The organism is Mycobacterium sp. DL592, from assembly GCF_011694515.1.
Taxonomy (GTDB): domain Bacteria; phylum Actinomycetota; class Actinomycetes; order Mycobacteriales; family Mycobacteriaceae; genus Mycobacterium.
Genome location: NZ_CP050192.1, coordinates 568086 through 594229 on the forward strand (window position 1 = coordinate 568086; position 26144 = coordinate 594229).

At 67.6% G+C, this 26144-nt stretch carries 31 protein-coding genes; 16 read left to right on the forward strand and 15 right to left on the reverse strand.

The window, feature by feature from the left end; all coding sequences use genetic code 11:
* Window positions 1-4: 4 nt before the first annotated feature.
* The 3 genes from purL to HBE64_RS24425 are packed head-to-tail and all read left to right on the forward strand — an operon-like array spanning window position 5 to window position 4625.
* Window positions 5-2311: a phosphoribosylformylglycinamidine synthase subunit PurL gene (gene purL / locus HBE64_RS02755; protein ID WP_167097564.1), complete on the forward strand. Its 2307-nt coding sequence runs from the start codon at window positions 5-7 to the stop codon at window positions 2309-2311.
* On the forward strand, window positions 2308-4092 hold the full coding sequence (locus HBE64_RS02760; protein ID WP_167097566.1) for an alpha/beta-hydrolase family protein: 1785 nt from the start codon (window positions 2308-2310) through the stop codon (window positions 4090-4092). The genes purL and HBE64_RS02760 overlap by 4 nt, the downstream gene beginning before the upstream one ends.
* Window positions 4089-4625, forward strand: coding sequence for a CPBP family intramembrane glutamic endopeptidase (locus HBE64_RS24425; RefSeq protein ID WP_243841475.1), 537 nt, complete (start codon window positions 4089-4091; stop codon window positions 4623-4625). Before HBE64_RS02760 ends, HBE64_RS24425 begins: the two co-directional genes overlap by 4 nt.
* On the opposite strand, the gene HBE64_RS02770 is transcribed toward HBE64_RS24425, so the two are convergent.
* Window positions 4622-5032, reverse strand: coding sequence for a PPOX class F420-dependent oxidoreductase (locus HBE64_RS02770; protein WP_167097568.1), 411 nt, complete (start codon window positions 5030-5032; stop codon window positions 4622-4624). The genes HBE64_RS24425 and HBE64_RS02770 overlap by 4 nt on opposite strands.
* A 67-nt stretch (window positions 5033-5099) precedes the next feature.
* Here HBE64_RS02770 and HBE64_RS02775 point away from each other — a divergent pair, with 67 nt between their 5' ends.
* The gene (locus HBE64_RS02775; protein ID WP_167097570.1) at window positions 5100-5489 is read left to right on the forward strand and encodes a sterol carrier family protein; all 390 of its coding nucleotides are present in this window, start codon (window positions 5100-5102) and stop codon (window positions 5487-5489) included.
* A gap of 94 nt (window positions 5490-5583) precedes the next feature.
* On the forward strand, window positions 5584-7107 hold the full coding sequence (gene purF / locus HBE64_RS02780; protein ID WP_167108547.1) for an amidophosphoribosyltransferase: 1524 nt from the start codon (window positions 5584-5586) through the stop codon (window positions 7105-7107).
* Between the two features lie 9 nt (window positions 7108-7116).
* On the opposite strand, the gene HBE64_RS02785 is transcribed toward purF, so the two are convergent.
* Genes HBE64_RS02785 through HBE64_RS02795 form a run of 3 tightly spaced genes read right to left on the reverse strand, consistent with a single transcriptional unit; the run spans window position 7117 to window position 9763 of the window.
* Entirely contained in the window at window positions 7117-8454 is a 1338-nt protein-coding gene (locus HBE64_RS02785; protein ID WP_167097572.1) for a DUF2867 domain-containing protein, read from the reverse strand.
* Window positions 8455-8511: 57 nt separating this feature from the next.
* Window positions 8512-8943, reverse strand: a complete 432-nt coding sequence (locus HBE64_RS02790) for a cupin domain-containing protein (RefSeq protein WP_167097574.1) — start codon at window positions 8941-8943, stop codon at window positions 8512-8514.
* 43 nt (window positions 8944-8986) lie between these two features.
* Entirely contained in the window at window positions 8987-9763 is a 777-nt protein-coding gene (locus tag HBE64_RS02795) for an IclR family transcriptional regulator (protein WP_167097576.1), read from the reverse strand.
* A 54-nt stretch (window positions 9764-9817) separates the two neighbouring features.
* On the opposite strand from HBE64_RS02795, the gene HBE64_RS02800 reads away from it, so the two are divergent.
* The 7 genes from HBE64_RS02800 (at window position 9818) to purM (ending at window position 16280) form a co-directional block, all read left to right on the forward strand.
* Window positions 9818-11254 carry an MmgE/PrpD family protein gene (locus HBE64_RS02800; RefSeq protein ID WP_167097578.1) on the forward strand — a complete coding sequence of 479 codons (1437 nt, stop codon included), beginning with the start codon at window positions 9818-9820 and terminating at the stop codon, window positions 11252-11254.
* Window positions 11251-12138: an isocitrate lyase/PEP mutase family protein gene (locus HBE64_RS02805; RefSeq protein ID WP_208300639.1), complete on the forward strand. Its 888-nt coding sequence runs from the start codon at window positions 11251-11253 to the stop codon at window positions 12136-12138. Before HBE64_RS02800 ends, HBE64_RS02805 begins: the two co-directional genes overlap by 4 nt.
* Window position 12139: 1 nt before the next feature.
* Entirely contained in the window at window positions 12140-13387 is a 1248-nt protein-coding gene (locus HBE64_RS02810; protein WP_167097582.1) for an aconitase/3-isopropylmalate dehydratase large subunit family protein, read from the forward strand.
* Window positions 13384-13950 carry a 3-isopropylmalate dehydratase gene (locus HBE64_RS02815; RefSeq protein ID WP_167097584.1) on the forward strand — a complete coding sequence of 189 codons (567 nt, stop codon included), beginning with the start codon at window positions 13384-13386 and terminating at the stop codon, window positions 13948-13950. The genes HBE64_RS02810 and HBE64_RS02815 overlap by 4 nt, the downstream gene beginning before the upstream one ends.
* Window positions 13951-14117: 167 nt before the next feature.
* Window positions 14118-14522 (forward strand): YbhB/YbcL family Raf kinase inhibitor-like protein, encoded by a 405-nt coding sequence (locus HBE64_RS02820; protein WP_243841476.1) that lies wholly within the window; start codon window positions 14118-14120, stop codon window positions 14520-14522.
* Between the two features lie 21 nt (window positions 14523-14543).
* Window positions 14544-15161 (forward strand): DUF2461 domain-containing protein, encoded by a 618-nt coding sequence (locus HBE64_RS02825; protein WP_243841477.1) that lies wholly within the window; start codon window positions 14544-14546, stop codon window positions 15159-15161.
* A 48-nt stretch (window positions 15162-15209) separates the two neighbouring features.
* On the forward strand, window positions 15210-16280 hold the full coding sequence (gene purM / locus HBE64_RS02830) for a phosphoribosylformylglycinamidine cyclo-ligase (RefSeq protein ID WP_167097590.1): 1071 nt from the start codon (window positions 15210-15212) through the stop codon (window positions 16278-16280).
* A gap of 15 nt (window positions 16281-16295) precedes the next feature.
* Here the strand turns inward: purM and HBE64_RS02835 are convergent, their stop codons facing one another.
* Together HBE64_RS02835 and HBE64_RS02840 are read right to left on the reverse strand one after the other, a co-directional pair.
* Window positions 16296-16481, reverse strand: a complete 186-nt coding sequence (locus HBE64_RS02835) for a DUF3073 domain-containing protein (RefSeq protein WP_059016776.1) — start codon at window positions 16479-16481, stop codon at window positions 16296-16298.
* A 136-nt stretch (window positions 16482-16617) separates the two neighbouring features.
* Window positions 16618-17697, reverse strand: coding sequence for a folate-binding protein YgfZ (locus HBE64_RS02840; RefSeq protein WP_167097592.1), 1080 nt, complete (start codon window positions 17695-17697; stop codon window positions 16618-16620).
* Window positions 17698-17754: 57 nt separating this feature from the next.
* Between HBE64_RS02840 and HBE64_RS02845 the strand changes: the two genes are divergently transcribed.
* The gene (locus tag HBE64_RS02845) at window positions 17755-18624 is read left to right on the forward strand and encodes an aminodeoxychorismate lyase (protein WP_371744162.1); all 870 of its coding nucleotides are present in this window, start codon (window positions 17755-17757) and stop codon (window positions 18622-18624) included.
* A 266-nt stretch (window positions 18625-18890) separates the two neighbouring features.
* Here HBE64_RS02845 and HBE64_RS02850 read toward each other — a convergent pair whose 3' ends face one another.
* On the reverse strand, window positions 18891-19235 hold the full coding sequence (locus tag HBE64_RS02850; protein ID WP_208300553.1) for a hypothetical protein: 345 nt from the start codon (window positions 19233-19235) through the stop codon (window positions 18891-18893).
* A gap of 166 nt (window positions 19236-19401) precedes the next feature.
* On the opposite strand from HBE64_RS02850, the gene HBE64_RS02855 reads away from it, so the two are divergent.
* From HBE64_RS02855 to HBE64_RS02865, 3 genes are read left to right on the forward strand one after another with little or no spacing between them, the layout of a single operon-like run.
* The gene (locus HBE64_RS02855; RefSeq protein WP_167097596.1) at window positions 19402-20256 is read left to right on the forward strand and encodes an ABC transporter substrate-binding protein; all 855 of its coding nucleotides are present in this window, start codon (window positions 19402-19404) and stop codon (window positions 20254-20256) included.
* Entirely contained in the window at window positions 20217-21080 is an 864-nt protein-coding gene (locus HBE64_RS02860; protein ID WP_243841478.1) for an amino acid ABC transporter permease, read from the forward strand. The genes HBE64_RS02855 and HBE64_RS02860 overlap by 40 nt, the downstream gene beginning before the upstream one ends.
* Window positions 21077-21823: an amino acid ABC transporter ATP-binding protein gene (locus tag HBE64_RS02865; RefSeq protein WP_167097598.1), complete on the forward strand. Its 747-nt coding sequence runs from the start codon at window positions 21077-21079 to the stop codon at window positions 21821-21823. Before HBE64_RS02860 ends, HBE64_RS02865 begins: the two co-directional genes overlap by 4 nt.
* Here HBE64_RS02865 and HBE64_RS02870 read toward each other — a convergent pair.
* The 8 genes from HBE64_RS02870 to lmeA all read right to left on the reverse strand — a co-directional run bounded on the left by HBE64_RS02870 (window position 21820) and on the right by lmeA (window position 25987).
* Window positions 21820-22098, reverse strand: a complete 279-nt coding sequence (locus tag HBE64_RS02870; RefSeq protein WP_167097600.1) for a hypothetical protein — start codon at window positions 22096-22098, stop codon at window positions 21820-21822. The genes HBE64_RS02865 and HBE64_RS02870 overlap by 4 nt on opposite strands.
* A complete protein-coding gene (locus tag HBE64_RS02875) occupies window positions 22098-22745 on the reverse strand; it encodes an FABP family protein (protein WP_167097602.1) in 648 nt (215 codons plus the stop codon). The genes HBE64_RS02870 and HBE64_RS02875 overlap by 1 nt, the downstream gene beginning before the upstream one ends.
* 171 nt (window positions 22746-22916) lie before the next feature.
* Window positions 22917-23219 carry a DUF1416 domain-containing protein gene (locus HBE64_RS02880; RefSeq protein ID WP_167097604.1) on the reverse strand — a complete coding sequence of 101 codons (303 nt, stop codon included), beginning with the start codon at window positions 23217-23219 and terminating at the stop codon, window positions 22917-22919.
* Window positions 23220-23221: 2 nt separating this feature from the next.
* A complete protein-coding gene (locus HBE64_RS02885; protein ID WP_167097606.1) occupies window positions 23222-24055 on the reverse strand; it encodes a sulfurtransferase in 834 nt (277 codons plus the stop codon).
* 37 nt (window positions 24056-24092) lie between these two features.
* Window positions 24093-24560, reverse strand: a complete 468-nt coding sequence (locus tag HBE64_RS02890; protein WP_167097607.1) for a DUF4395 domain-containing protein — start codon at window positions 24558-24560, stop codon at window positions 24093-24095.
* Window positions 24561-24648: 88 nt separating this feature from the next.
* The gene (locus tag HBE64_RS24945) at window positions 24649-24720 is read right to left on the reverse strand and encodes an Ms5788A family Cys-rich leader peptide (protein WP_353961803.1); all 72 of its coding nucleotides are present in this window, start codon (window positions 24718-24720) and stop codon (window positions 24649-24651) included.
* Between the two features lie 50 nt (window positions 24721-24770).
* Window positions 24771-25193 carry a thioredoxin family protein gene (locus tag HBE64_RS02895; protein ID WP_167097609.1) on the reverse strand — a complete coding sequence of 141 codons (423 nt, stop codon included), beginning with the start codon at window positions 25191-25193 and terminating at the stop codon, window positions 24771-24773.
* Window positions 25190-25987, reverse strand: a complete 798-nt coding sequence (gene lmeA, locus HBE64_RS02900) for a mannan chain length control protein LmeA (RefSeq protein WP_167097611.1) — start codon at window positions 25985-25987, stop codon at window positions 25190-25192. Before lmeA ends, HBE64_RS02895 begins: the two co-directional genes overlap by 4 nt.
* Window positions 25988-26144 lie beyond the last annotated feature (157 nt).

Consider the following 26144-nt stretch of genomic DNA (forward strand, 5'->3'; position numbering starts at 1 on the left):
TTCTGTGACGACCGACGTTTCGCCCGTTGACACCGTCGACCGGGCGGCGGCCACCCCTGACAACCCGCAGCCGTTCCGCGAACTCGGCCTCAAGGACGACGAGTACCAGCGGATACGCGACATCCTGGGCCGGCGGCCCACCGATGCCGAATTGGCGATGTACTCGGTGATGTGGAGCGAACATTGCTCCTACAAGTCCTCGAAGGTGCATCTGCGGTACTTCGGCGAGACCACCACCGACGAGATGCGCACAGCGATGCTGGCCGGGATCGGCGAGAACGCCGGCGTGGTCGACATCGGCGACGGGTGGGCGGTCACCTTCAAGGTCGAGTCGCACAACCACCCGTCCTACGTCGAGCCGTACCAGGGCGCTGCCACCGGCGTGGGCGGCATCGTTCGCGACATCATGGCGATGGGCGCACGCCCGGTCGCGGTGATGGACCAGTTGCGCTTCGGTGCGGCCGACGCGCCCGACACCCGCCGGGTGCTCGACGGTGTGGTCCGCGGCATCGGCGGCTACGGCAACTCCCTGGGCCTGCCGAACATCGGCGGGGAGACGGTGTTCGACCCGTCCTACGCCGGCAACCCGTTGGTCAACGCGCTGTGCGTGGGCGTGCTGCGCAAGGAAGACCTGCACCTGGCGTTCGCCTCGGGGCAGGGCAACAAGATCATCCTGTTCGGCGCCCGCACCGGACTCGACGGCATCGGCGGCGTCTCGGTGCTGGCCAGCGACACCTTCGGCGGTGACGAAGGCTCCGGGCCGGGCCGCAAGAAGCTGCCCAGTGTCCAGGTCGGCGACCCGTTCATGGAGAAGGTGCTCATCGAGTGCTGTCTCGAGCTGTACTCGGCCGGGCTGGTCATCGGCATTCAAGACCTCGGTGGTGCCGGATTATCCTGTGCCACATCAGAATTGGCGTCCGCCGGTGACGGTGGCATGGCCATCGAGCTGGACAAGGTCCCGCTGCGTGCGGCGAACATGACCCCGGCGGAGATCCTGTCCAGCGAGTCGCAGGAACGCATGTGCGCGGTCGTCTCACCGGAGAACGTCGAGAAGTTCATGGCCGTCTGCCGCAAGTGGGAGGTATTGGCGACGGTGATCGGCGAGGTCACCGACGGCGACCGGCTGCAGATCAGCTGGCACGGCGAGTGCGTCGTGGACGTGCCACCGCGCACCGTGGCCCACGAGGGTCCGGTCTACCAGCGGCCGGTGGCCAGGCCCGAATGGCAGGACGCACTGATCGCCGACACCTCGGCGAAGCTGCCGCGACCCAGCACCGGCGAGGAGTTGCGTTCGACTCTGCTGGCCCTGGTGGGTAGCCCGCACCTGTGCAGCCGGGCGTTCATCACCGAGCAGTACGACCGCTACGTGCGCGGCAACACCGTGCTGGCCGAGCATGCCGACGGTGGGGTCCTGCGCATCGACGAAGCCACCGGCCGTGGCATCGCGGTGTCCACCGACGCCTCGGGCCGCTACACCCAGCTCGACCCCTACACCGGCGCGCAGCTCGCGCTGGCCGAGGCGTACCGCAACGTCGCGGTCACCGGGGCCACCCCGATCGCGGTGACGAACTGCCTCAACTTCGGCTCCCCGGAGGACCCGGGCGTCATGTGGCAGTTCTCCCAGGCCGTCCGCGGCCTCGCGGACGGCTGTGCAGCCCTTGGCATTCCGGTCACCGGCGGCAATGTCAGCTTCTACAACCAGACCGGGGCGACGGCCATCCTGCCGACCCCGGTAGTCGGCGTGCTCGGTGTCATCGATGACGTGAGCCGACGGCTGCCCACCGGTCTGGGCAACGAGCCCGGTGAGACGCTGTTCCTGCTCGGCGACACCCGCGACGAGTTCGACGGGTCCATCTGGGCCCAGGTCGCCGGCGACCACCTCGGCGGTGTGCCGCCGTCGGTCGATCTCGACCGTGAGAAGCTGCTGGCCGAGGTGTTGTCGGCCGCCTCGCGCGACGGGCTGGCCTCCGCGGCGCACGACCTGTCCGAAGGCGGCCTGATCCAGGCCGTCGTGGAGGCATCGCTGGCCGGCGAAACCGGTTGCCGCATAGTGCTTCCCAGCGAATGTGAAACAGTCGGGGACGCCTTTGTCTTTCTGTTCTCCGAGTCCGCGGGCCGGGCCTTGGTCGCGGTGCCCCGCACCGAGGAGAGCCGGTTCCGGGCAATGTGCGAGGCACGCGCCCTGCCGATCACCCGGATCGGCGTCTCGGACACCGGCTCGGATTCCGTTGAGGTCCAAGGATTGTTCACCGTGTCACTCGAAGAGCTGCGCACCACATCTGAGAAAGTGTTGCCCGGGCTGTTCGGATGACCAGTGCGGTCGACGACGTCACGGGTGAGGCAGCGGCCTCGCCCCAACGTCGACGGCACCGGGAATCGCTTATGGCCTGGGCGTGGAGCCTGGTCCGTCTCGATTTCGTCGGCATCGCGTTCGGCGCACTGTTCTTCTGTCTGTCCCTGACCCCGTCGCTGCTGCCGCGGGACTGGGCAACCGGCGGTCTCATCGGTGGCATCAACGCCGCCATCGGATACGGCATCGGCGTCTTGGTGGGCAAGGCTTTTCGCTGGCTGTTCCTCTCGCACCGCGACTGGTGGCCGCCGAAGCCGAAGATCGGCTACGCCCTCAAGGCCGCCACGGTGGTGGGTGCGATCGCGGCAAGCGTAGGGATGGTCATCCCCGCGGCGGCCTGGCAACGGCAGCTGGCCTCGGTCATGGGCATCGACGGTCCGGACACCCTGGGCTACCTGCGCATCCTGGTCGTCGCCGTGGTGGCCGGAGGGCTGCTGGTCGCGGTGGCACGGGTGGTCAAGGACGCGATCAAGCTGCTGGCCCGGGTGATGATCCGGCGCTGGGACATCAACGACGAGGTTGCGATGTTCGTCGGCACCGCGATCGTCGTCGTGCTGATCATCACCCTGGTCAACGGCGTGCTGGTGCGCGGCTTCATCGGCGGCGCCCGCGCGGTGTTCCAGCCGCAGAACACCACCACCCGACCCGGCGTCGAACAACCGCTGAACCCCGAAAGATCGGGTAGCCCAGCATCATTCGCGAAATGGGACACGCTGGGATTCCAGGGCCGCAACTTCGTCGGCACCGGGCCGCATGCCCGCGAACTGACCGAGCTCAACGGCCGGCCCGCCAAGGAGCCCATCCGCATCTATGCGGGCCTGCAGACCGCTGACACCGACGAGGGCCGCGTCGCCGTCCTGCTCTCCGAACTGCAGCGCACCAAGGCCTTCGAACGCAAACTGCTGGTGATCATCCCGACCACCGGCACCGGCTGGGTCGATCCCGTCGCCGCGCGCGCCATCGAGGCGATGTACAACGGCGACACCGCGCTGGTCGCCATGCAGTATTCCTATTTGCCGAGCTGGATCTCGTTCCTCGCCGACCAGCAGAAGTCGGTGCAGGCTGGCAAGGCGATGGTCTACGCCATCCACGACCGCTGGCAGCAGTGGCCCGCCGACCGGCGGCCCCAATTGGCCTTGTACGGCGAAAGTCTCGGCTCGATGGCCGGCCAGGGCGCATTCGGATATCTGCCCGACGTGGTGGACATGGACTTCTCGTCGGTGCTGTGGGTGGGCCCGCCGAATGCCAGCGCGCTGTGGAAAGCGTTGACCGCCAGGCGCGATCCGGGAACACCTGAGGTGCAGCCCCGCTACGACAACGGCCGCACGGTGCGCTTCGCCCAGGCTGCCGGTCCCGCCGAGATCGCCCGGGTGGCCGCCGATCCGCCATGGCGCGGCACCCGGGTGCTCTACCTGCAGCACCCATCGGATCCGGTGGTGTGGTGGACACCGGATCTGCTGTTCAAGAAGCCCGACTGGCTGGCCGAACCGCCGGGCTTCGACCGCAGCGCCTTGATGCGCTGGTATCCGATCGTCACGTTCTGGCAAGTCAGCGCCGATATGGCAGGCAACGTCACCAGCTCGCAGGCTTCGCCGATCGGACACGGCCACAACTACGGCGACGGCCAGCTCGACGGCTGGGTCGCCGTGGCCGCACCCGCGGGCTGGAGCGCCCAGGACACCGACCGCATCCGTCAGTTCCTGGACAAGGCCATGGCGGCGGGCGGCCCGGAATTCCAGTGACCTGGCGTCCCGTTCTGCGTGCGGCGGCCGGCACCGCCGCGGCGCTGGCCGTTCGTGCGCCGCTTGGCCTTCGACCGCCGCACCTGTGGTCGGGCCTGCGCCACGGCGGCGCGGCAGCGGTGGCGGTCGCCGCCGGGGTGGCGGCCACGACGATGGCGCCCTCGGTGCGCACGGCGATGCGCGAGCGCGACGTCCCCGACAGTGCACGACGCTGGCTGGTGTTCGATATCCCTTTGGGCACAGTCTGGTTCGAAGAGGCACTGTTCCGCGGTGCGCTGGCCGGCGCCGCGCGCCGCGGGCTCGGACCGACGGCCGGCCGGCTGCTGCAGGCTGTGGCGTTCGGCCTCTGGCACGTCCCGGACGCCCGCAGGGCGGGCCAGCCGGTGCTCGGCACCGTGCTGGTGACAGGGCTGGCCGGGTGGGGGTTCGGCTGGCTGGCCGAGCGGTCGGGCAGCGTGGTGGCCCCGATGCTGGCCCACCTCGCGATCAACGAAGCCGGTGCGGTCGCCGCCCTGATCGTCCGCGGACGTTAGCTCGCCGTCGTCGGCACGTCGCGGCTGTCCGGCACCAGGTCGTGGGCTTCGGTGTCGGTGTCATCGATGCCGAAGCTGATGATGCGTTTCGGGGTGATCCGGATCAGCGGCTCGCCCTTGGCGTTCTCGGCCTGCTGGGCGGTGCCGCGGATTTCCAGACAGCGCACGCGCCATGGATCGTGCGAGAAGATGTCGTCGACGACGAACGCCACCGTGTTGTTGGTGGCGATGTTGCGGAACTTCTGGCTCTTCGCCAGGTTGTAGCCGTACACGTCGATCGTGCCGAGATCGTCGTTGTACTGAAAGCCGACGGGGCTGTTCTGCAGTGTGCCGTTCGGCTGGATGGTGGCGAGCCTGCCGATATCGGCCGCGTTCAGATAGGCGATTTCGTGCGGTGCGAAGGTCATGGGCCCACGCTAAGACCTCAACTTTGGTTGATGTCAATGCCTGGCGCGGTGCTGAAATACTGGTGCCGTGACATCCCGCCGCAGCGCAGACCCGGAGGCGACGCTGGCCGCGGTGCGTGCGGTCGCGGCCTGGCTGAGCGACGAGAACGCTGCGGCACCCGACCGGTCCGCGATTGCGGTGGCCGTCCGCTTGACCGCGCGCACCTTGGCCAGACTGGCTCCCGGCGCCAGTGTGGAAGTGCGCATCCCGCCGTTCGTCGCCGTCCAGTGCATCGACGGTCCCCGGCACACCCGCGGTACGCCACCGAACGTCGTCGAGACCGACCCGCGAACCTGGCTGCGGGTGGCGACCGGTCGGCTCGACCTCGCCGACGCCGCCCGCAACGGGACACTGCGGCTGTCCGGATCGCGCGCCGCAGAGGTGAGCCATTTTCTGCCAGTCGTGAAACTCAACTGAGCGCGCCCACGACACTCGTCGTTCAATTCCGCGTTTTGCGCCGATCACCGTAGACTGGGTTCACGCCAACAACCTCCGCCAGGGAGCAGCCCATATCGTGACCGGCCAACTGGAAAACGAGCCCCGCGAAGAGTGCGGCGTCTTTGGAGTCTGGGCTCCGGGCGAAGATGTAGCCAAACTCACTTACTACGGCCTCTATGCCCTACAACACAGGGGCCAGGAGGCGGCAGGCATCGCCGTCGCCGACGGATCACAGGTGCTGGTCTTCAAAGATCTGGGCCTCGTCAGCCAGGTGTTCGACGAGCAGACGCTGGCCGCGATGCCGGGCCACGTCGCCATTGGTCACTGCCGCTACTCCACCACCGGTTCGACCACCTGGGAGAACGCCCAGCCGGTATTCCGCAACACCGCGGCCGGCACCGGAGTTGCCTTGGGCCACAACGGGAATCTGGTCAACACCACCGACATGGCACGGCGCGCCCGGGAAGCCGGCCTGATCAACCCCAACATGCCGGGCGCGGCGACCACCGACTCCGACATTCTCGGAGCGCTGCTGGCGCACGGCGCGGCGGACTCCACCCTGGAGCAGGCCGCCCTCGAACTGTTGCCAACGGTGCGCGGCGCGTTCTGCCTGACCTTCATGGACGAGAACACCCTCTACGCCGCCCGCGACCCGTTCGGGGTGCGGCCGTTGTCGCTGGGCCGGCTGGACCGCGGCTGGGTCGTCGCGTCGGAGACGGCGGCCCTCGACATCGTCGGCGCGTCGTTCGTGCGTGACATCGAACCCGGCGAGCTGCTGGCCATCGACGCCGACGGCGTGCGCTCCAGCCGCTTCGCCAACCCGACACCCAAGGGCTGCGTCTTCGAGTACGTCTACCTCGCCCGTCCCGACAGCACGCTCGCCGGGCGGTCGGTGCACGGCGCGCGGGTCGACATCGGACGCCGGCTGGCCCGCGAGAAGCCGGTCGAGGCCGACCTCGTGATCGGTGTTCCCGAGTCGGGCACCCCGGCCGCCGTCGGCTACGCCCAGGAATCCGGGATCCCGTTCGGCCAGGGCCTGATGAAGAACGCCTACGTCGGGCGCACCTTCATCCAGCCGTCGCAGACCATCCGTCAGCTCGGTATCCGGCTCAAGCTGAACCCACTCAAAGAGGTGATCCGCGGCAAGCGGCTCATCGTCGTCGACGACTCGATCGTCCGCGGTAACACCCAGCGCGCACTGTTGCGGATGCTGCGGGAGGCCGGCGCCGTCGAGGTGCATGTGCGCATCGCCTCCCCGCCGGTGAAGTGGCCGTGCTTCTACGGCATCGATTTCGCCACCCCGGCCGAACTCATCGCCAACGCGGTGGACAACGAGGACGAGATGCTCGAGGCGGTGCGGCACGCGATCGGCGCAGACTCGTTGGGCTACATCTCGCAGCAAGGCATGATCGCCGCGACCGAACAGCCCGCGTCGCGGCTGTGCTGTGCCTGCTTCGACGGCAACTACCCGATCGAGTTGCCCGGCGAGACCCAGCTCGGCAAGAACGTCGTCGAGCACATGCTGGCCACCGCCGCCCGCACCGGGATTCCGCTGCAAACCGACAACGACAACGTCTCGGCCCTGCGCCGGCCGTAGCGGCAGACCTCAGCCGGCCGCGGTGGTCACTCGCCGTACCCGGGCATCAAGTCGCATCGCCTGCACCGGACGGCCCGCGTACCAGTACAGCCGTCCCAGCAGGCCGCGCGGATAGAAGATCGCCCGCTGCTCGTAGCGGCTGCCGTCGCCTTCCGGGGTGACCCGCATCTCCAGCCACCGATCGCCGGGGGCGGTGTTGGCGGCCCGCAGCCGCAACACCTTTCCGGGCTCGCGCTCCTCGACGGTCCACCGATCCGGCGCGCTGCTCTCGACGGCCTTCCACAGCCGGTCCGGGCTCGCCGCGGTGTGCCGAGAGCGGGTGTCGGTGTACACGATCTCGCCTGCCCATTCCGGATCGCTCGGCAGCTGAGCGGCGGTGCCGGTGTTCCACGTGGTCTCCACCTCGCCGCGGGCGATGCGGGCCAACGCCAGTGACACCGACCGCCGATACGGGGTCAGCCCGCCGGCCGGCGGCGGGATGATCGTGTCGATGTCGTGGTTGTTCATCACCGCGTCGCAGTGCAGCGACTCGACAAGTGGCCGGGCCAGACCGGACGGGATCGGCGTCACCAATCCCACCCACAGCGCGGCGATTCGCGGAGTGAGCACCGGCAGCACCAGCATGTGCCGCCGCCCCAGTCCGGCGACCTCGGCGTAGATCTGCATCATGTCGCCGTACTCCAGCACGTCGGGTCCGCCGATATCCCAGGTCCGCGACTTCGGCACCGTCGCGGTGGCCGCCGCGACAAGGTAGTGCAGCACGTCGCGGATCGCAATCGGCTGGATCTTGTTATGCACCCACTTCGGCGTCGTCATCACCGGCAGCCGATCGGTGAGGTGCCGGATCATCTCGAACGAGGCCGACCCCGAGCCCACCACGACACCGGCCTGCAGCACGATCGCCTCGATCCCCGAAGCGATCAGGATCTCGCCGACCGTGGTGCGCGACGTCAAATGTGTTGAGAGCTCGACACCTTCGGGATGCAAGCCGCTGAGGTAGACGATGCGGCGCACACCGGCCGAGCGGGCGGCCGTCACGACGTTCTGCGCGGCGCGACGCTCCTCGGCGGCGAAATCCTTCTCCAGTCCCATCGAGTGCACCAGGTAGTAGACGACGTCGACGTCGGCGAAGGCCGCCTCCAGCGAGGCCACGTCATTGAGGTCGCCGCGGGCCACTTCGGCCTTGCTGCGCCACGGGACGCCTGCCAGTTTGTCAGGATTGCGCGCCAGCGCCCGCACCGTGAAGCCGCTTTCCAGCAGTCGTGGGACCAGGCGGCCCCCGATGTACCCCGTCGCACCCGTGACCAGGCACCTCATCTGCTCAGCCGACACCGAAACCCCTCCCATCAGTCGACTGCTATTCGGAGCCGACGCCTCTCCGGATTGCCCCCACCTGCGCCCGACTCAGAACGGGCACCCCGGATTGGGCATGTCCACGGTGAGCGGACTGCCCGCCGGGTCGATGTAGAGCACCCACATCACCAGTGGATCGGGACCTTCGTTGCGGCCCTCGTGGACGTATCCCCGCCCGCTGCCCTCGGTAATCGGCTGGTTCACGCCGTAGACACCGTCGACGGTGCAACCGCTGTCGTAGTGCGTCAGCGTGCCCTCCTTGATGACACCGAAGACCTCGCCGGGGTGGTAGTGCCAGCCGGTCGTGCCGCCCGGCGCGATGGTGATCTGCTTGGTGACGTAGTCCTTGTCGTTGCGCGACGCTTGCGACAGCGTCACGGCGTCCACACCGTCACCGGGGGTGGCCGAGGCCGGAGCGGGCGGGGCCAGCACGCCCAGCGCGGCCGTGGCCCCCGCAACTGCCAACCGCTGAATTGCAGCCATAGTCAGTCAGGGTGTCACAGCGGCGGGCCCGGCCTTGGGGCTTCTACAGATCGAGGGCGCCGACAGCGGCGCCGGGGTTCGGGCCCAGCAAGGCGCCCAAGCGCGGGCTGAGCTCACGGGAAGCACCCAGTAGCGGTCCGACCAGGCGGGTCAGCGCGGTGGAGGACAGGCGTCCCGAGGGCCCGGCGACGGTCATCGAGCCCAGTACGAAGGGTTGAGTCGCTGGATGGTCAGCCTCAGCAAGCAGAGGAACCGAGATGCCGTTGATGCCAGGGTGGTTCTCCCCACAGGAAATTTCGTAGCCGCGTTGGCGAATCTCCGCGAGGCGTTCCGGCGTAATTCCTTCGAGTTCTAAGCCGGCCAGCTCAGCAGTCGGCAGATGGGCGAGGATGACCCGCCCGCTGGCTCCGACTGCCAACGGCGAGCGCTCCCCGAGAACTCCCGCGGGGTCGACCATCGGCCCCGACGGCGCGGGTACACCTAGCACGAGCACTCGAGCGTCACCGGCACGCAAGTGCACGACTGCCGCTTCGCCGCTGACAATGGCCAGCCGGGCCACTACTGGATACATCAACCGAAGCAATGCCGGCCGCGGACCGATCAGCGTTGCCAGCGCGATCGACCGGCTGGCCAGGCGGTAGCCGTCCCTTCCGAGATGGTGCAGGTAGCCCTCGCGCTCGAGAGACCGCAGGATCCGAAAGGTGTATGAATCCGAAAGCCCGATGCGCTCGGCAATCTCACGTAGCGCAGCTGGTTGACGCATGCCCGCCAGGGTTTCCAATATCTGCAGGCCGCGCAGTGCGGTAGGCACGAGACTCATGTTACTTGCGTATTCGGCAAGTTGTTTGGCGGATTGCCGACGAGTTGCCTGTAAATGGGACGCGTGAAAGTTTCCTCCGCTGCCCCGAGTGCACCCGACGGTACGACTGGGCGCCTGGTCAACTGGGCTCGCACCCTGACATGGGATGACGTACCCGACTCCGTCCGTCGGCGCGCAGCGCATCTGGTTCTGGACGGCCTCGGATGCGCTCTCATCGGCGCCCAACTGCCGTGGTCGAGGGTGGCCACCGAGGCGGTGCTGGCCATCGAGGGTGCTGGGAGCGCGCCGGTCATCGGCACCGGCCTGACCACCACACCGGCAGGTACGGCACTGCTGAACAGTGCCTTCATTCAGGGCTTCGAGCTCGACGATTTTCATCCGCTGGCACCGCTGCATTCCGCGGCGGTACTGCTGCCGGCTCTGCTGGCCACCGCCGCACAGTTGGACCGTACTGTGAGCGGGCGTGAGTTGCTGCTCGCAGTGATTATCGGTTTCGAGACCGGTCCGCGGATTGGGCATTCCTTGGGTGGAGCCGAAATGCTCTCTCGTGGTTGGCATTCCGGCCCGATATTTGGTGGCATCGCCGCGGCTCTCGCCTGCGGCGTGCTGCGGGGCCTCGACGGTGCAGAACTTGAGGACGCAGTCGGATTCGCCGCGACACAATCCGCCGGACTGATGTCAGCACAGTACGAGGCGATGGGCAAGCGTATGCAGCACGGGTTCGCGGCGCGTAACGGGTTCTATTCCGCCGCACTCGCACAGGCCGGGTACACCGGCATCGATCAAGTTCTGGAACGCCCGTACGGCGGATTTCTGGCGGTCTATGGCGAAGGGCACGACCCCGACGCGAAAGCGATTACCCGGGGACTCGGCGAGAATTGGGAAACCGACGTCATCATGGTGAAGTCGTGGGCGGTGATGGGCGGGTTGCACGGCGTGGTCGAAGCCGCCCGAATATTGCGACAGCGCAACGGGAGTCGCACCATCGACCGCATCGACATCCGCGTCGGTGACGTCGTCTATCACCACGGCTGGTGGACTCCTCAGCGGCCGTTGACAGCGATCGGCGCACAAATGAACATTGGGTATGCCGCGGCGGTAACCCTACTCGACGGGACCGCGCTGCCTGAGCAGTTCACTGCTGAACGAATGGACGCCGACGATATATGGAACCTGTTGCAGTGCACCAATGTTCACCTCGACCGCAGCATCGATGAGCTGTCTATCACCGAGCGGTTCCAGACCCACCTGACGCTCACCTTCGGCGACGGCAGTACGGAGTCGGCATCGGTGATCGCGCCGCATGGCAACCCACTCGACCCGGTGACCAACGACGAGGTGGTGGCTAAGTTTCACAGTCTTGTCGGACGTGTGATGCCGGCCGACCGAGCCGCGGCGATCCAATCCGCCGTGCTCGGCCTGCCCGAGGCACACGATGTGGCTGCGCTGTCGGATCTCCTCGCCGGCTCTGTCGGAAGGGCGCTGGACTGATGACGACCTACGCCCGCGCGCGGCTTCGTGAGCTACTCGATGCGGGGCGGCTGATCGTCGCTCCCGGTGTTTACGACGGCATCTCCGCCCAGCTGGCCAAGCGCACCGGACACGCCGCGGCGTACCTGACCGGTGCCGGCGTCGCCGCCGCGGGATTCGGACTTCCCGACATCGGGCTGGTGACCCAGACCGAGATGGTCGAACGCGCCCGGATGGTCGTGGGTGCGCTCGGAGACGTGCCGTTGCTGGCTGATGCCGACACCGGCTATGGCGCTCCCATCAACGTCATTCGCACCGTGTGCCAATACGAGGACGCCGGGGTGGCCGCGATCCAGATCGAAGACCAGGCCTTTCCCAAGCGATGCGGTCACCTGCCGGACAAGGAATTGGTCAGCAGCGACGACTTCGTTCGCACCCTCGACGCTGCCCTGGACGCGCGCACCGACGACGGGATGCTGGTGATCGCCAGGACCGATGCCCGGGGTCCGCTGGGATTGGACGAGGCGATCCGTCGCGCCAACCGGTACGCGGCGGCGGGTGCGGACATCCTCTTCGTGGAGGCCCCGCACAGCGTCGCAGAGATCGAACGGATCGCTGCGGAGGTGAACGCGCCGCTGCTGCTGCTCAATCTGGTGATCGGCGGCCTGACCCCCGAGCAGTCTGTGGAGCGGTTAGAAGAACTCGGCTTCGCCATCGCCATCCACCCGTCTGCCGTGCTCGGGCGGGCAACGATAGGTGCATTGACCGCGTTATGCGAGTTACGCGGTGTCGCCGTCGACGAGTTCCTGCCGACCACACCGCACGGGTTCTTCAACCTCGTTGGTATGGCCGAATGGTCCGCCCTCGGCGAGAAACACCAACCCGCCATCGAATCGGAGGTCTGAGATGGGCATGACGATGATCGAACGGATCCTGGCTCGCAAGGCCGGCCGACCCCGAGTCCAGGCCGGCGACACCGTGACGGTCGAGGTGGATATGACCGTCCTGATCGACCTGCAATTCGCCACGATGTGGATGCAGCCGTTGCGGATCAGCGATCCCGCCAAAGTCGCAATCGTGATGGACCACGCGGTCCCGGCGCCCACGATAAAGGACGCCGCCGGCGGCCCGAAGGCCAGACGGTTCGCGGCCGAGTTCGGCATCGAGCGCTTCTACGATGTCGGCCGGCACGGCATCTGCCACCAAGTCATCGCCGAGAATGGACTCGCCCGGCCCGGAGAAATACTGGCCTGCACCGACAGCCACACCTGCGCGGGTGGCGCCTACAACGCCGCGGCACGCGGCCTTGGCCCCGCCGAGATCTACTCGATTCTGTGCACCGGGGTCACCTGGTTCCAGGCTGCGCCCACCATCCGCTATGAGCTGACCGGGGCGCTGCCGACCGGCGTCAGCGGCAAGGACCTGTTCCTTTACATCGCCAACGAGTACGGCGACGCCACCAACAGCAATCTGGAGTACGGCGGACCTGGCCTTGCCTCGGTCCCCCTCAACGACCGGCGAACGATTGCCACACAGGGAGCCGAGATCTCCGCGGACTTCTCCACTTTCGCCTACGACGACCTACTCGCCGAGCATTTCCAGACCCTCGGAATCACCGGTTATGAGCCCACCTGCGCCGACCCGGACGCCGCCTATGCCGCGGTCCGTCCGGTCGACATGTCGGCGCTGGTGCCCTATGTTGCGAGACCCGGGACGGTTTCTCGCAACGGACTTCCCGTCAGCCAGGTCGAACCCCGCAAGATCGACCAAGCCTTCATCGGTTCCTGCGCCAACGGCCAGCTTGACGACCTTCGCATCGCCGCCGAGATTCTGCGCGGCCGGCAGGTCGCACCCAGCGTCCGCTTGATCGTCACTCCCGCCAGCCAACAGGTCTACCGCGACGCGTTGAGGTTGGGCTACCTGCAGGACCTCGCTGACGCCGGCGCGGTGGTCACCAACTCCACCTGCGGGGCATGCTTCGGATACCACATGGGTGTGGTCGGGCCCGGTGAGGTCTGTCTGACCTCGAGCACCCGTAACTTCACCGGCCGGATGGGCTCGACGGAGGCCGAGATCTTCATGGCCTCACCCGCCACGGTGGCCGCGTCCGCCGTGACCGGACACATCACCGACGCCAGGGAGGTCGTGCGATGAGCAACGAACTCGTCGTCACCGGGCGTGTCTGGGTCTTCGGCGACAACCTGAACACCGACGACATGTACCCGGCGGAAGCGATGAAGTTGGATCTCGCCGACGCGGCAGCGATGGTCTTCTACGACGTACGTCCAGGCTGGACGCGTGAAGTTCGGGCCGGCGACATCGTGATCGCCGGCAGGAACTTCGGGCTGGGGTCCTCGCGCCCCGTCGCTGCGCTCTTCAACCAACTCGGCATCGCAGCGTTGGCGGCAGAAGAGTTCAACTCGCTGTTCTTGCGCAACGCGATCAATGCCGGACTGCCGGCCATGACGATTCCCGGCGTCACCAAGGCATTCGCCGACGGCGAGTTCGGCACCTTCGACCTGCGCATCGGCACCTGGCGAAACGACACCACGGGCGCGTCAGGCGCCGTCCCGGTGCTGCCCGATCTCATCCTGGACATCCTGGGCAGCGGCGGTGTGTTGCCCAGACTGGCCGAACGGGGCTTCCTGCCAACCGAACTCGCCGATCAGCTGCGCTCACCCGCGGTGGCCGCGGCCGGTCAGGGCAGTGACGCGTGAGTCTCGTTGAACACGTCGGTAAGGTGCTGCGGCCCGTCCGAGCCGGCGCCCGACGCAGCCGATTGGCAGCGCTGCCGTCGCCATCCACGTTCGAGCTCCGCAGTCCGGCGTTTGCGGACGGCGGCCCGATGCCGGCAGCTCACGCAGGTAGAGGGGTCGGCAGCAACATGTCGCCGGCGTTGTCCTGGTGTGGCGTCCCCCAGCACGCCGCCACCCTGGTGTTGGTCATTGAAGACGAGGACGTCCCGTTGCCACGTCCTCTGATGCACACGGTTGCGATTCTGACTGCGGGGGTTGACCACCTCGATGAGGGTGCTCTGGCGCCGGGTACACCAGGCATCCGATTCTTCCGAACGGCTCTAGGGCGGGGATACTTCGGCCCGCGCCCTATCCCCGGGCACGGTACGCACCACTACCGGTTCCACCTTTTCGCATTGAGCACTGCGGTGCCCGACGACGTGCGGACCGCTAGGGAGCTTCTTCACGTGATGAGTGGCAGTGTCATCGCGCGCGGTGTACTCACCGGCACCTACTGCCGACCGCACCCCGCGTTCGGCTGCCCGGAGAGCTGACATCACCCCACAATGGCTGTCATGGCGTTCACCGGATGGCCCATCGAGGCGGTCGAGTTCTACGAGGGCCTTGAGGCCGACAACTCCAAGGTCTACTGGACAGCGCACAAGGCGGTCTACGACCGCCACGTGAAGGCGCCGATGGAGCAACTGCTGACCGAGCTGGCCGACGAGTTCGGTGCAGGCAAGATCTTCCGGCCCTACCGCGACGTTCGGTTCAGCGCCGACAAGACCCCGTACAAGACCAACTGCGCGGCGACGATCGGATCGGGGTATGTGTCGTTCTCCGCCGACGGGCTGTCGGTGGGTGGCGGGCTCTACATGCCCGACCCGAAGACATTGGCGCGCTACCGCGAGGCCGTGGACAAACCGAAGTCCGGCGCCGAGCTCGCCGCGATCGTCAGGGACCTGCGCGCGGCCGGCTACGAGATCATGGCCCACGAGGTGCTCAAGACCGCACCCAAGGGATATCCCAAGGAACACCCCAGGATCGAGCTGCTGCGCCACAAAGGCATCGCCATGATGAAGACCTGGCCCGTCGGGGCGTGGCTGGGCACGAAGAAGGCCAAAGAGCACGTCGTGACCACATTGCGCGCCGGGGTGCCGCTGGGCGAGTGGATCGCCCGGCACGTGGGGTGAACCCCGGCACGTTACGGCGCCAGTCCACGGGCGGTAGCCTTATGCCCGATGACTGATCGCGAGGAAGACAGCCAGATCTCCTACGCATCGGCCGGGGTTGACATCGAGGCCGGTGACCGCGCGGTCGAGCTGTTCAAACCGCTGGCCAAGCGGGCCAGCAGGCCCGAGGTGCGGGGTGGTTTGGGCGGGTTCGCCGGATTGTTTGCGCTGCGCAGCGGCTACCGTGAGCCACTGCTGGCCGCATCGACCGACGGCGTCGGCACCAAGCTGGCCGTCGCGCAGGCGATGGACAAACACGACACCGTTGGGCTGGACCTGGTCGCCATGGTGGTCGACGACCTGGTGGTGTGTGGCGCCGAGCCGCTGTTCCTGCAGGACTACATCGCCGTCGGCCGTACCGTGCCCGAACGGGTGGCCGCGATCGTCTCCGGCATCGCCGAGGGCTGTGTGCTTGCCGGGTGCGCCCTGCTGGGCGGCGAGACGGCCGAACATCCCGGGCTGATGGAACCCGACCACTACGACATCTCGGCCACCGGCGTCGGTGTCGTGGAGGCCGACGATGTGCTGGGTCCCGACCGGGTGCGTCCGGGCGACGTCATCATCGCGATGGGCTCCTCGGGACTGCACTCCAACGGCTATTCGCTGGCCCGCAAGGTCCTGCTGGAGATCGACCGGATGAACCTGGCCGGCCACGTCGAGGAGTTCGGGCGCACGCTGGGCGAAGAGCTGCTCGAGCCGACCCGCATCTACGCCAAGGACTGCCTGGCGCTGGCCGCCGAGACTCAGGTCCGCACGTTCTGTCACGTCACTGGCGGTGGTCTGGCGGGCAACCTCGAGCGGGTCATCCCGCACGGTCTGGTTGCCGAGCTGGATCGTGGAACATGGACTCCCGCACCGGTTTTCACGATGATCGCCCAGCGCGGCCGGATCGACCGCGCCGAGATGGAGAAGACCTTCAACATGGGCGTCGGCATGGTGGCCGTCGTCGCGCCGGAGGACACCGACCGCGCGCTGGCCATCCTTACCGCCCGGCACCTGACGTGCTGGACGCTGGGAACGGTCGCCAAGGGGAAAGACGGCCCACGAGCGACGCTCGTGGGCCAGCACCCACGGTTCTAAAAAAGGGAAGGCGGCTCAGGGCCGCCAGTCGTCCTCGTCGGTCCACGGGTCGTCGCCGAACCCGTTGTCGGACTTCTCGGGTTCGCTCCCGCCCGAACCGGCCAGCTCCTTACGGAGCCGATCGACATCGATTTGCGGAGAGCTGTATTTCAGCTCTCGAGCAACCTTGGTCTGCTTCGCCTTAGCCCGGCCGCGGCCCATGGGGGAACCCCCTCGCGCAATAACGGAGCGGCCCGAAATCAGGCGGCTCCGATCTGTGTGTTGGTTATTGTCCTGCCAACACTTTACCGTGCCCCGCTCCGATGTGCTGGCAGGCCCGTTCGGCTGACGGTGAACGTCAGTTGCCGCCGCTCCGGAGGCGCTCGACAGCCAGCCGCCCCGCACCCACCGTCTCGGCTGCCGGCAGGGAGTCCGGATCGATTTCGGCGGCGACCTGGTGTTCGCCGCCCGTGGTCAGCGGGGTGCCGGCCGGGATTCCGCGTTTGACGAGGGCCAGCGCAATCGGCCCGTCGTCGACGTGGTCGACCACGGTGCCCAGCCTGCCGACGGTACGGCCCTCGGCGAGCAGCGGATCGCCGGTTGCGGGCCGGTCGCCGGACCCGTCCAGGTGCACGACAACCAGGGTCCGGGGCGGTTTGCCCAGGTTGTGGACGCGTGCGACGGTTTCCTGCCCGCGGTAGCAGCCCTTGTCGAGGTGCACGGCGCGACCGATCCAGCCCACCTCATGCGGGATGGTGCGTTCGTCGGTATCGACGCCCAGGCGGGGGCGCTGGGCGGCAACCCGGTGCGCCTCGTAGGCCCACACCCCGGCCTGATGCACCCCGGCGGCACCCAGCCGCTCCAGCCAGCCGGCCTTCTCCGAGCGGGGAACCACCAGGTCAAGCTCGATTCGTCCGCCGTCTGCCGGCAGTCGGCGGACGAAGCCTCCCGTCGGCACCGCGACAGCGGTCCCCTCCGCGGGCAACTGCTGCACACCGAGCACGGCCAGCACCGCGGCGTCGGCCAGATGCGGCCCGAGCAGCGACAACACCGCCAGATCGGCCGCTGCAGGTGCGACGTCGGACCAGAACACCATTTTGCTCAGGTAGGCCAGCAGCGGCTCGCCGCGCCAGGGTTCGGTGTCGAGATAGGTGACGCCGTCCAGCTCGGTCTGCACCCAGTGATCCTCGACACGGCCCTGGCCGTCGAGGCTGAGATTTTCGGTGACCGAGCCGTCCGGCAGCTCGCTGACGTGCTGCGATGAGATCGAATGCAACCAGCTGCGCCGGTCGGCTCCGGTGAGGGTGATGACCGCGCGGTGGGAGCGGTCGACGACGACGGCCTCGTGCTGGGCGGTGCGTTGTTCGCCGAGCGGGTCACCGAAGTGCCAGACCGCTCCGGCGTCGGGGGAATTGGCGGGGGCGGGGACGGCAGACACACGTCAACTCTACGGAGCCGGCCAGTACGCTGTGGCTTCATGCCTGGACAGTCTTCTGTGGTCGTCACGCTCGACGGGCAGGTGCGTGATCCGGCTGCCCCTCTGCTGTTCGCCGACGACCTGGCTGCCGTGCGCGGCGACGGGGTCTTCGAGACACTGCTCGTGCGCGACGGCAGGGCCTGTCTGGTGGAGGCGCACCTGCAGCGGTTGGTCCAGTCCGCCAAGGCGATGGAGCTGCCCGAGCCGGACCTGCCCGCCTGGCGGCACGCCATCGACGTCGCCGTCGGCGAGTGGGTCACGGCGACGCCGGCTGAAGGCGCCCTGCGTCTGGTCTACAGCCGTGGCCGGGAGAGCGGCTCGGCGCCGACGGCGTACCTCACGGTCAACCCGGTCGCCGACCGGGTGGCGGCCACCCGGAGCAACGGTCTGGCCGCGGTGGTGCTCGAACGCGGGCTGCCGGCCTCCGGGGTGGACGCGATGCCCTGGCTGGTGGCGGGTGCCAAGACGCTGTCGTACGCGGTGAACATGGCCGCCCTGCGGCATGCCGCCGCCAAGGGTGCCGGCGACGTGATCTTCGTCAGCTCCGACGGGTTCATCCTCGAGGGCCCGCGTTCGACGGTGGTGATCGCCGCCGACAGCGAGGACTCCTCGGGGCGGCCCTGTCTCTACACTCCGCCGCCGTGGTACCCGATCCTGCGCGGAACTACCCAGCAGGCGTTGTTCGACGTGGCTCGCGGCAAGGGGTACGACTGTGACTACCGCGCCCTTCGGCCCGCGGATTTGTTTGCCGCACAAGGTGTTTGGCTGGTTTCGAGCATCACACTCGCGGCGCGTGTGCACACACTGGACGGCCGCTACCTGACGCCCGCGCCGCTGGCAGGAGAAATCTCCGAGCTGGTTGACGCCGCGATTCTCAGCGATCGCTGACCGCGAAAAACGGTTGCCACCCTTGGCGCGCCACGGGTACCGTCGGCCGTACACAAGGAAGGAGGTGGTCCGGAATTTTGAGCAGTACTTCTAGGACATGTGAGGTGGCTGCCCGCTAGCAGCACCAGGTGCCGGAATCACCTTCGCCCTGAGCGCGCTGGCGAATTCCAGGCAGCTACCCGGCCCCCGAGCCCCTGGTTTTGTCCAACCAGGAAGAACGGCTCGGGGGCCGACCCATATCCGGGGCCGGACGCAGACTCGATGCGCTACCGCAGCTGGGGCGGCTGCGGCGCCAGCGACGCGCAGGCCTGCAGACCCTTGTCCCAGACTCCCTGATCCACGCCCGGAGGTGCCGGCGGTTGGCCACCCTGGCCGCCGGGCCCGCCCTGCGGCGGCTGCCCACCGTGCCCGTCCGGACCGCCTTGCCCACCCTGCGGCGGCGCAGGCACACCGTTGTCGATCATGCACTGGATGAAGGGATCACCGGCACCGCCCGCTCCACCGGGACCGGCGGGCGCGGCGTCGCTCGGGGCCGAGCAGCCCACCACACCGCCGATCAGAGCCGCCCCGAGAACGGCCATGGCCGTGGCGTGTAGCGGTCGCAGAGTCATGTCATCTCTCCTTGCTTGCGGGAACGAACTCCGCCGACCGTATGGCTGCCGTCTGGGCAGCGATTAGCACCGCGCTATGGCACTGCTATGAGGCCGCACCACCTCCCTGCAACCACGATGACCGGATTGGTGGCGCCGCGGCCCGCTGTGCGCGATGATGCCGCGCATGCGTAAAGGCTTGGTCATGTTCACCGTCGCGGCGTCGACGGCACTGCTGGCGTTGGCGGGTTGTGCCCCGGCCGACGATAAATCGACGACGGCGACCGGCGCCGAGAAGTGCGACAAGGGTGCATTGGCCACCCTCAAATCCGGCGTGCTGACGTTCGGCACCGACCAACCCGCCTACCCGCCGTGGTTCGTCGACGACGACCCGTCCAACGGCAAGGGGTTCGAGTCCGCGGTCGCCTATGCGGTGGCGGGCAAGCTCGGCTACGACACCAAGAACGTGCAATGGGTGCGGGTCCCGTTCAACGCCGCGATCGCGCCCGGCCCGAAGACCTTCGACGCCAACCTCAACGAATTCTCCATCACCGAGGAACGTAAGAACGCCGTCGACTTCTCCGCACCGTACTTCGACGTCACCCAGGCCGTCGTCACCATCAAGTCGTCGCCGGCGGCCAAGGTCACCACGCTGGACGGTCTGCGCGACCTGCGGCTGGGCGCCCAGGTCGGCACCACGAGTTACAACGCGGCCAAGGCGCTGAACACCAAGGCCCCGATCGCCGTCTACAACAACAACGACGACGCCAAAGCGGCGTTGACGAACGGCCAGATCGATGCGCTGGTACTCGACTTGCCGACCGCGTTCGAGGTGCAAAGCGAGCTGACCGACGGCTCCATCGTTGGCCAATTGCCCTCGGGGACAGACAAACCCGAACAGTTCGGGATCGTCTTGGACAAGGGCAGCAAGCTGACCGCGTGTGTCTCAGGCGCGGTCGAGGCCCTGCGGGGCGACGGGACGCTGGCCAAACTGCAACAGCAGTGGCTGGCCGAAGCCGGCAGCGCGCCGGTACTGAAGTGACCATCCTGGCCGTCGAGCGCCAGGCGTATCGGCGGTCGAGGGCACGACGGTCCACGCTGGTCGCCCTGGTCTCCACCGTGGTGTTCGCCACGGTGGCCGCATTCGCCGCCATGTCCTCGCCGGGCTGGCCGCGGGTGCGGGAGTCCTTCTTCAACTTCCGGGTGGGCTGGGACAGCCTGCCCGCCGTGCTCGACGGTCTGTGGCTCAACGTCCGCGTGCTGGTGGTGTGCCAGATCCTGATCCTGGCCTTCGGGCTGGGCCTGGCGGCGGTGCGCACCCTGCGCGGGCCGGTGTGGTTCCCGGTGCGCGCACTGGCCACCGGCTACGTCGACCTGTTCCGGGGACTGCCCCTGATCATCTGCCTCTATCTCGTCGGGTTCGGACTTCCCGGTCTGCGACTGGCCGGAATACCCAACAACCCGGTGTTGCTGGGCGGTCTGGCGCTCGTTTTGGTGTACTCCGCCTATGTCGCCGAAGTGTTCCGCGCCGGCATCGAGTCGGTCCACCCGTCGCAGCTGGCGGCCGCCAGATCGTTGGGCCTGAACTATCGCAAGACGATGCGCCTGGTGGTCCTGCCTCAGGCGGCGCGGCGGGTCACTCCGGCCCTGCTCAACGATTTCGTTGCGCTGCAAAAGGATTGCGGCCTCATCTCGGTGCTGGGCGCGGTCGATGCGGTCCGTGCCGCGCAGATCCAGGTGGCCACGAGTTACAACTTCACGCCGTATGTGGTGGCCGGATTGCTCTTCGTCGCCCTGGCGGTACCGTCGGCCAGGCTGGCCGACTGGGCGTCGCGGCGTGCCGCCACCCGCCAGGGCGCGCTGTGACCGAGGTCTTGTCGGTTCGGGGCCTGGTCAAGAGCTACGGCGATCGCAACGTCCTCGACGGCGTCGATCTCGACGTCGCCGAGCACCAGGTGGTGGTCCTCATCGGCGCGTCGGGATCGGGTAAGTCGACGCTGTTGCGATGCGTGGATCTGCTCGAAGACATCGACGAGGGCCAGATCTTCCTCGACGGGCGCGACATCAGTGACCCGCGCGTCGACGCCGACGCCGCCCGCCGGCCCATCGGCATGGTGTTCCAGTCGTTCAACCTGTTCCCGCACATGAAGGTGCTCGACAACGTCACGCTGGCGCCCCGGGTCGTGCACGGACGTGATCGGCGGGAAGCGCAGGAGCGCGGACGCGAACTGCTCGCCCGGGTTGGCTTGGCGGACAAGGCCGACGCCTACCCGGACAAGCTGTCCGGCGGCCAGCAGCAGCGGGTGGCGATCGCGCGCGCACTGGCCTACGACCCCCGGCTGCTCCTCCTCGACGAGATCACCAGTGCCCTGGATCCCGAACTCGTCGGCGAGGTGCTCGATCTGGTAGGGGAACTGGCTACCTCCGGGCGCACCATCGTCATGGCCACCCACGAGATGGGGTTCGCGCGGCAGGTGGCCCACACCGTATGCTTCCTCGACGGCGGCAAGATCATCGAATCTGGTTCTGCTGAACAGGTTTTGACCAACCCGCAGCAGGAACGGACCCAGCAGTTCCTACGCCGGGTCACCAGTATCCGCGGCGATTAGCCCGCCGGGCCGGGGCCCAGCGGCGAGCACGCCCGCATCGCGTCGTCCCAGGTCTTCTGATCGACGCCCGCGGGCGGTCCGAGTACGACCGAGCCACCGGATTCCGAGACGCCGTGCTGCTGGAGGCAATGGGCCAGCGATCCGTGTTCGGCCGGTGTGATGGTCGCCTCGGTCGGCGCCGGGCTGATCGGGGTGGGCGGGCCGGACGGGGTCGGGCTCGACGAGCACCCCGCGAGCAGCGCAGCGCCCGCCACGACGAGCAGTAGCCGGCGCATCAGCCGACGTGCCGCGTGAGTCGTGCGGACAGATGGGGCACCAGTCCGCCGTCGGCGTCGACCCTTTCCTCCACGTAGGCCAGATCACCGTTCTCGACGATGCCGTAGAGCCGCTTGGCGCCGCCGACCAGAACGCCGGACTTGCTGCGTGCCAACGCGTCGGTGACCAGCTCCCACGACGCTTGGCTGCGGGGCTGACCGTAGAACAGTTCGACGTACCCGGCCGAGTGGGCCAGCAGCAGTTCGATGGCTTGCGACTCACCGGGGTCGTCGGGGTCGTCGACGAAGCGCCAGTAGCCGGTCTCGCGCAGGCCGGGGGAGTGGTAGCCGCCGTCGTCATCCAGCCGCCACGAGCGGGCTTCCCAGTTCAGGTAGTCGCCGCCGTCATGGGAGACGATGATCTGCTGGCCGAACCGGTAGTCGCCCTGGGCGCCGCGGCCCTCGCCCTCGCCACGCCACACCCCGACCAGGGGCAGCAGCGCGAGCAGCGCGTCGTTCAGGTTGGCGCCCAGCCGCAGATTAGCGGTATCGGCAGGTACCGGAAGGTCGTCGAATACCGGAATGTTGCGGCCGGCCGTCTCTCGGGCGCGCTCGGCTGCCGCTGCGACGGCACGATCGCCGCTGCCGGCGATGTCGTCAGAGGTCACGACTCGTCGGTGATCAGTCGGTAGAGCGCGTACAGCGCGAACCACGTGATCAACACGACGTTAGCGACCAGCAGGACTTCGTAGAACAGAACCACGATGGAATTCTAACCGCGCGGGACTCGGGCGGCGTCGCCGCCCGAGTCCCGTCAGCGATATGTCAGCCTGAGTCGCTCAGGCGACTTTGATGTCGACTTCGTGGATGCCGGCGCCGGTCGGGGCGACGGTGACGTCACCGTTGCCCAGCTTCGACAGCGCCCGCACCTTCCAGGTGCCGGGAGCGGCGAAGAACCGGAAGTCACCGGTGGCCGAGGCGACGACCTCAGCGGTGAACTCGTCGCTGGAGTCCAGCAGACGCACGAACGCGCCACCCACGGTCTGCCCGGTGCCGTCGACGACGCGACCGGTGATCACCGTCTCCTTCTCCAGGTCGACACCGGCGGGCAGGGTCTGTCCTTGTTTGGGTGCAGAGCACATGATCAATTTCCCAACTCGATTGGGGCCCCAACGAGGGAGCCGTATTCCGTCCAACTGCCGTCGTAATTCTTGACGTTCTTGTGTCCCAACAGTTCCTGCAGCACGAACCAGGTGTGCGACGAGCGCTCACCGATGCGGCAGTAGGCGATGGTCTCCTTCTCGCCGTCCAGGCCGGCCTCGGCGTAGAGCTTGGCCAGGTCCTCGTCGGACTTGAACGTGCCGTCCTCGTTGGCGGCCTTGCTCCACGGCACGTTGATGGCGCCGGGGATGTGGCCGGGGCGCTGGCTCTGTTCTTGCGGCAGGTGAGCCGGGGCCAGGATCTTGCCCGAGAACTCGTCAGGGGAGCGGACGTCGACGAGGTTCTTCGTGCCGATCGCCGCGATCACTTCCTCACGGAAAGCGCGAATGTTGTTGTCGGGCGCCTTGGCCGAGTAGCTGGTGGCGGGGCGCTGGACTGCATCGGCCGACAGCGGCCGACCGTCGAGCTCCCACTTCTTGCGTCCGCCGTCGAGCAGCTTGACGTCCTCGTGGCCGTAGAGCTTGAAGTACCAGTAGGCGTACGCGGCGAACCAGTTGTTGTTGCCACCGTAGAGCACGACGGTGTCGTCATTGGCGATGCCACGATCGCTCAGCAGCTTCGAAAACTGCTGGGCGTCAACGAAATCGCGCTTGACCGGATCCTGGAGATCCTGCTTCCAGTCCAGCTTGACCGCACCGGCGATATGCCCGGTGTCGTAGGCGCTGGCGTCTTCGTCGACCTCGACGAAGACGACCTTGGGGGTATCGAGATTGCTCTCGGCCCAGTCGGCGGAGACCAGGACGTCGGAGCGAGCCATGAAGTGGATCCTTTCGGTTCTTTGGTGTCGTGCAGGCTTATGCGGGAACGCGGCGCAGTCTGGCCACCAGCGGGTAGAGCTGGCAGCCCAGGCAGATGCCGAACGCCGCGTTGAGGAACGCGGCGAAAAGTGCGAAGGCAGTGGCGATCACACCGAGCAGGGGAACCCCGAGGGCGAAGCCGGCGACCCCGGCAACGGCGAACACGAGTCCCACGAGTTGGGCGAACTTCAAGGGCGGCACCGGTTCCCGCTCGGTGACCGGACTGAGCCGGGGCGCCACTAGCGTGGCGAAGATCCGCCCGTAGGGATGATTACGCGGGCCGCCCACCGCTCCGATGGCGAACACGACGGCCTGGAGGCCGAGCAGGATCGCCGCGGCGACGGAGCTTACCGCCGACACGACGAGTACCGCGATGAGAACGGCGGTGGTCACCCACGCCGCGAACCGGGGGCCGCGGACGTCCACCTGGGCGGGGCCGGTGTTGGTGTTTGTCGTGGTCGACATGGGTCTACTCCTGTTGCTGGGATGGGCTGGATGGAGACACGCCCAGAAGGGGCCTGCTCCGAGCGGCGACGCGAAAGGGCGCGGCGACTCAGCAGCTACAACAACAACAGCAACAACCCGCGACGCGGCACAGATCCACTGCGCGGCGCTTGGTGAGCATGAGCTCGAGGCGGGCGGACACGGCAGTGATGCTACCCAATGACACCGGTCTTAGGCCAATAGAGGCTCGAGGGCCGACCGCAGGTCAGCCACCTTCGGCACCCCCGATGTGCGGTACCGCTGACGACCCTCGGCGTCGAAGATGAACGTCGTCGGCAGTGACAGCACCGAAAGCTTGCGTGCGGCAGCCGGGTTGGCGTCCATGTCGATCTCGACGTGAGCTACGTCACGCATCTCGGCGCTGACCTGGTTGACCACCCGGCGAACCCCGGCGCACGGGCCGCACCACACCGCGCTGAAGTGCACGATGGTAGGCCCGGTGCGCGACAGGCCCAGGTCGCTGGTGTCGATGTCGTCCGGGTCGGCGCTGTGGCGCAGCACGCCGGAGCGGCGGTTGTGCAGCACGCCTGCGATGGCGGCGACGCCCAGTGCGGCGGCGATGGCCGCGACCGCGATTACTAGTGAAGAGGTCATGGTTGTGTGAACCCGTCGAGGCGGATCGTTACTCCCTCGGTGATGCCTTCGATGATGATGTCCGATCCACGGGCGCCTTCGGTAGTGGGGCGAACCCCGAACGGGAGCCTCTGGCCGGGCAGACTGCCGCTGAACGCCGCCAGCACGGCGGCCTTCTTGTCCTCCGGGACGTCCTGGTCGGCGGTGCCGGGCCCCATCTGCAGGCCCGTCGCGGTAAACACCAACGTGGTCTGCTCGGCGCCGGCGATGGACAGGTCGACGCTCACGCTGACCGTCTTGTCGAATCCGGCCTTCTTGGGGGTTCCGGTGAACACCAGGCCTTTGTTGCCCGAGATGCCCGACTCGGTGGTGCCGCCGGTGGCGTCGTTGGTCTCTTTCGACGGCGCCTCCACCATCAGGTCCTTCATGCCGATGAAGCGGCCCATATGGGAGGAGTCGATGATGATCCGGCTCTCCAGCTTGCCGACCGAGAGATCGGCGTCCGGCCTGATCAGCCAGGAGGCGTCGGTGAGGTCGATGTCATGCATGGTCGCTTCCACGGAAGCCTTGCCCGTGACGGCGTGGTCCACCCCGTTGGCCTTGATCTCGATCTCGTCGTAATGGTGCCGCATGGCCTGGCGGATGAACGGGAAACCCAGAATCGCCACCGACGGGTCAAAGGACAGTCCCGCGACGCTGCGAACGGTCCTGGCCAGCCGATACTCGGCATAGATCGTCGCCCCGAAATCGGCACCGACCGCTCCGACGAGCACCGCCAGGAGGGCGGTGCCCAGGGCAATCAGCAGCTTCCGCACCTGCACATTCTGGCCTACCGGTATCAGGTACCCGTCGCTCGAATAGCTCAGATCGGCTAAATGGCAGGTCGCGGGTTAAAGTTAGTCGACCCATGGTCGTAACGACCATATGTCGCCCATGAGTCTGGTAGGTCACCGCGACGATGCTGTCGACGTT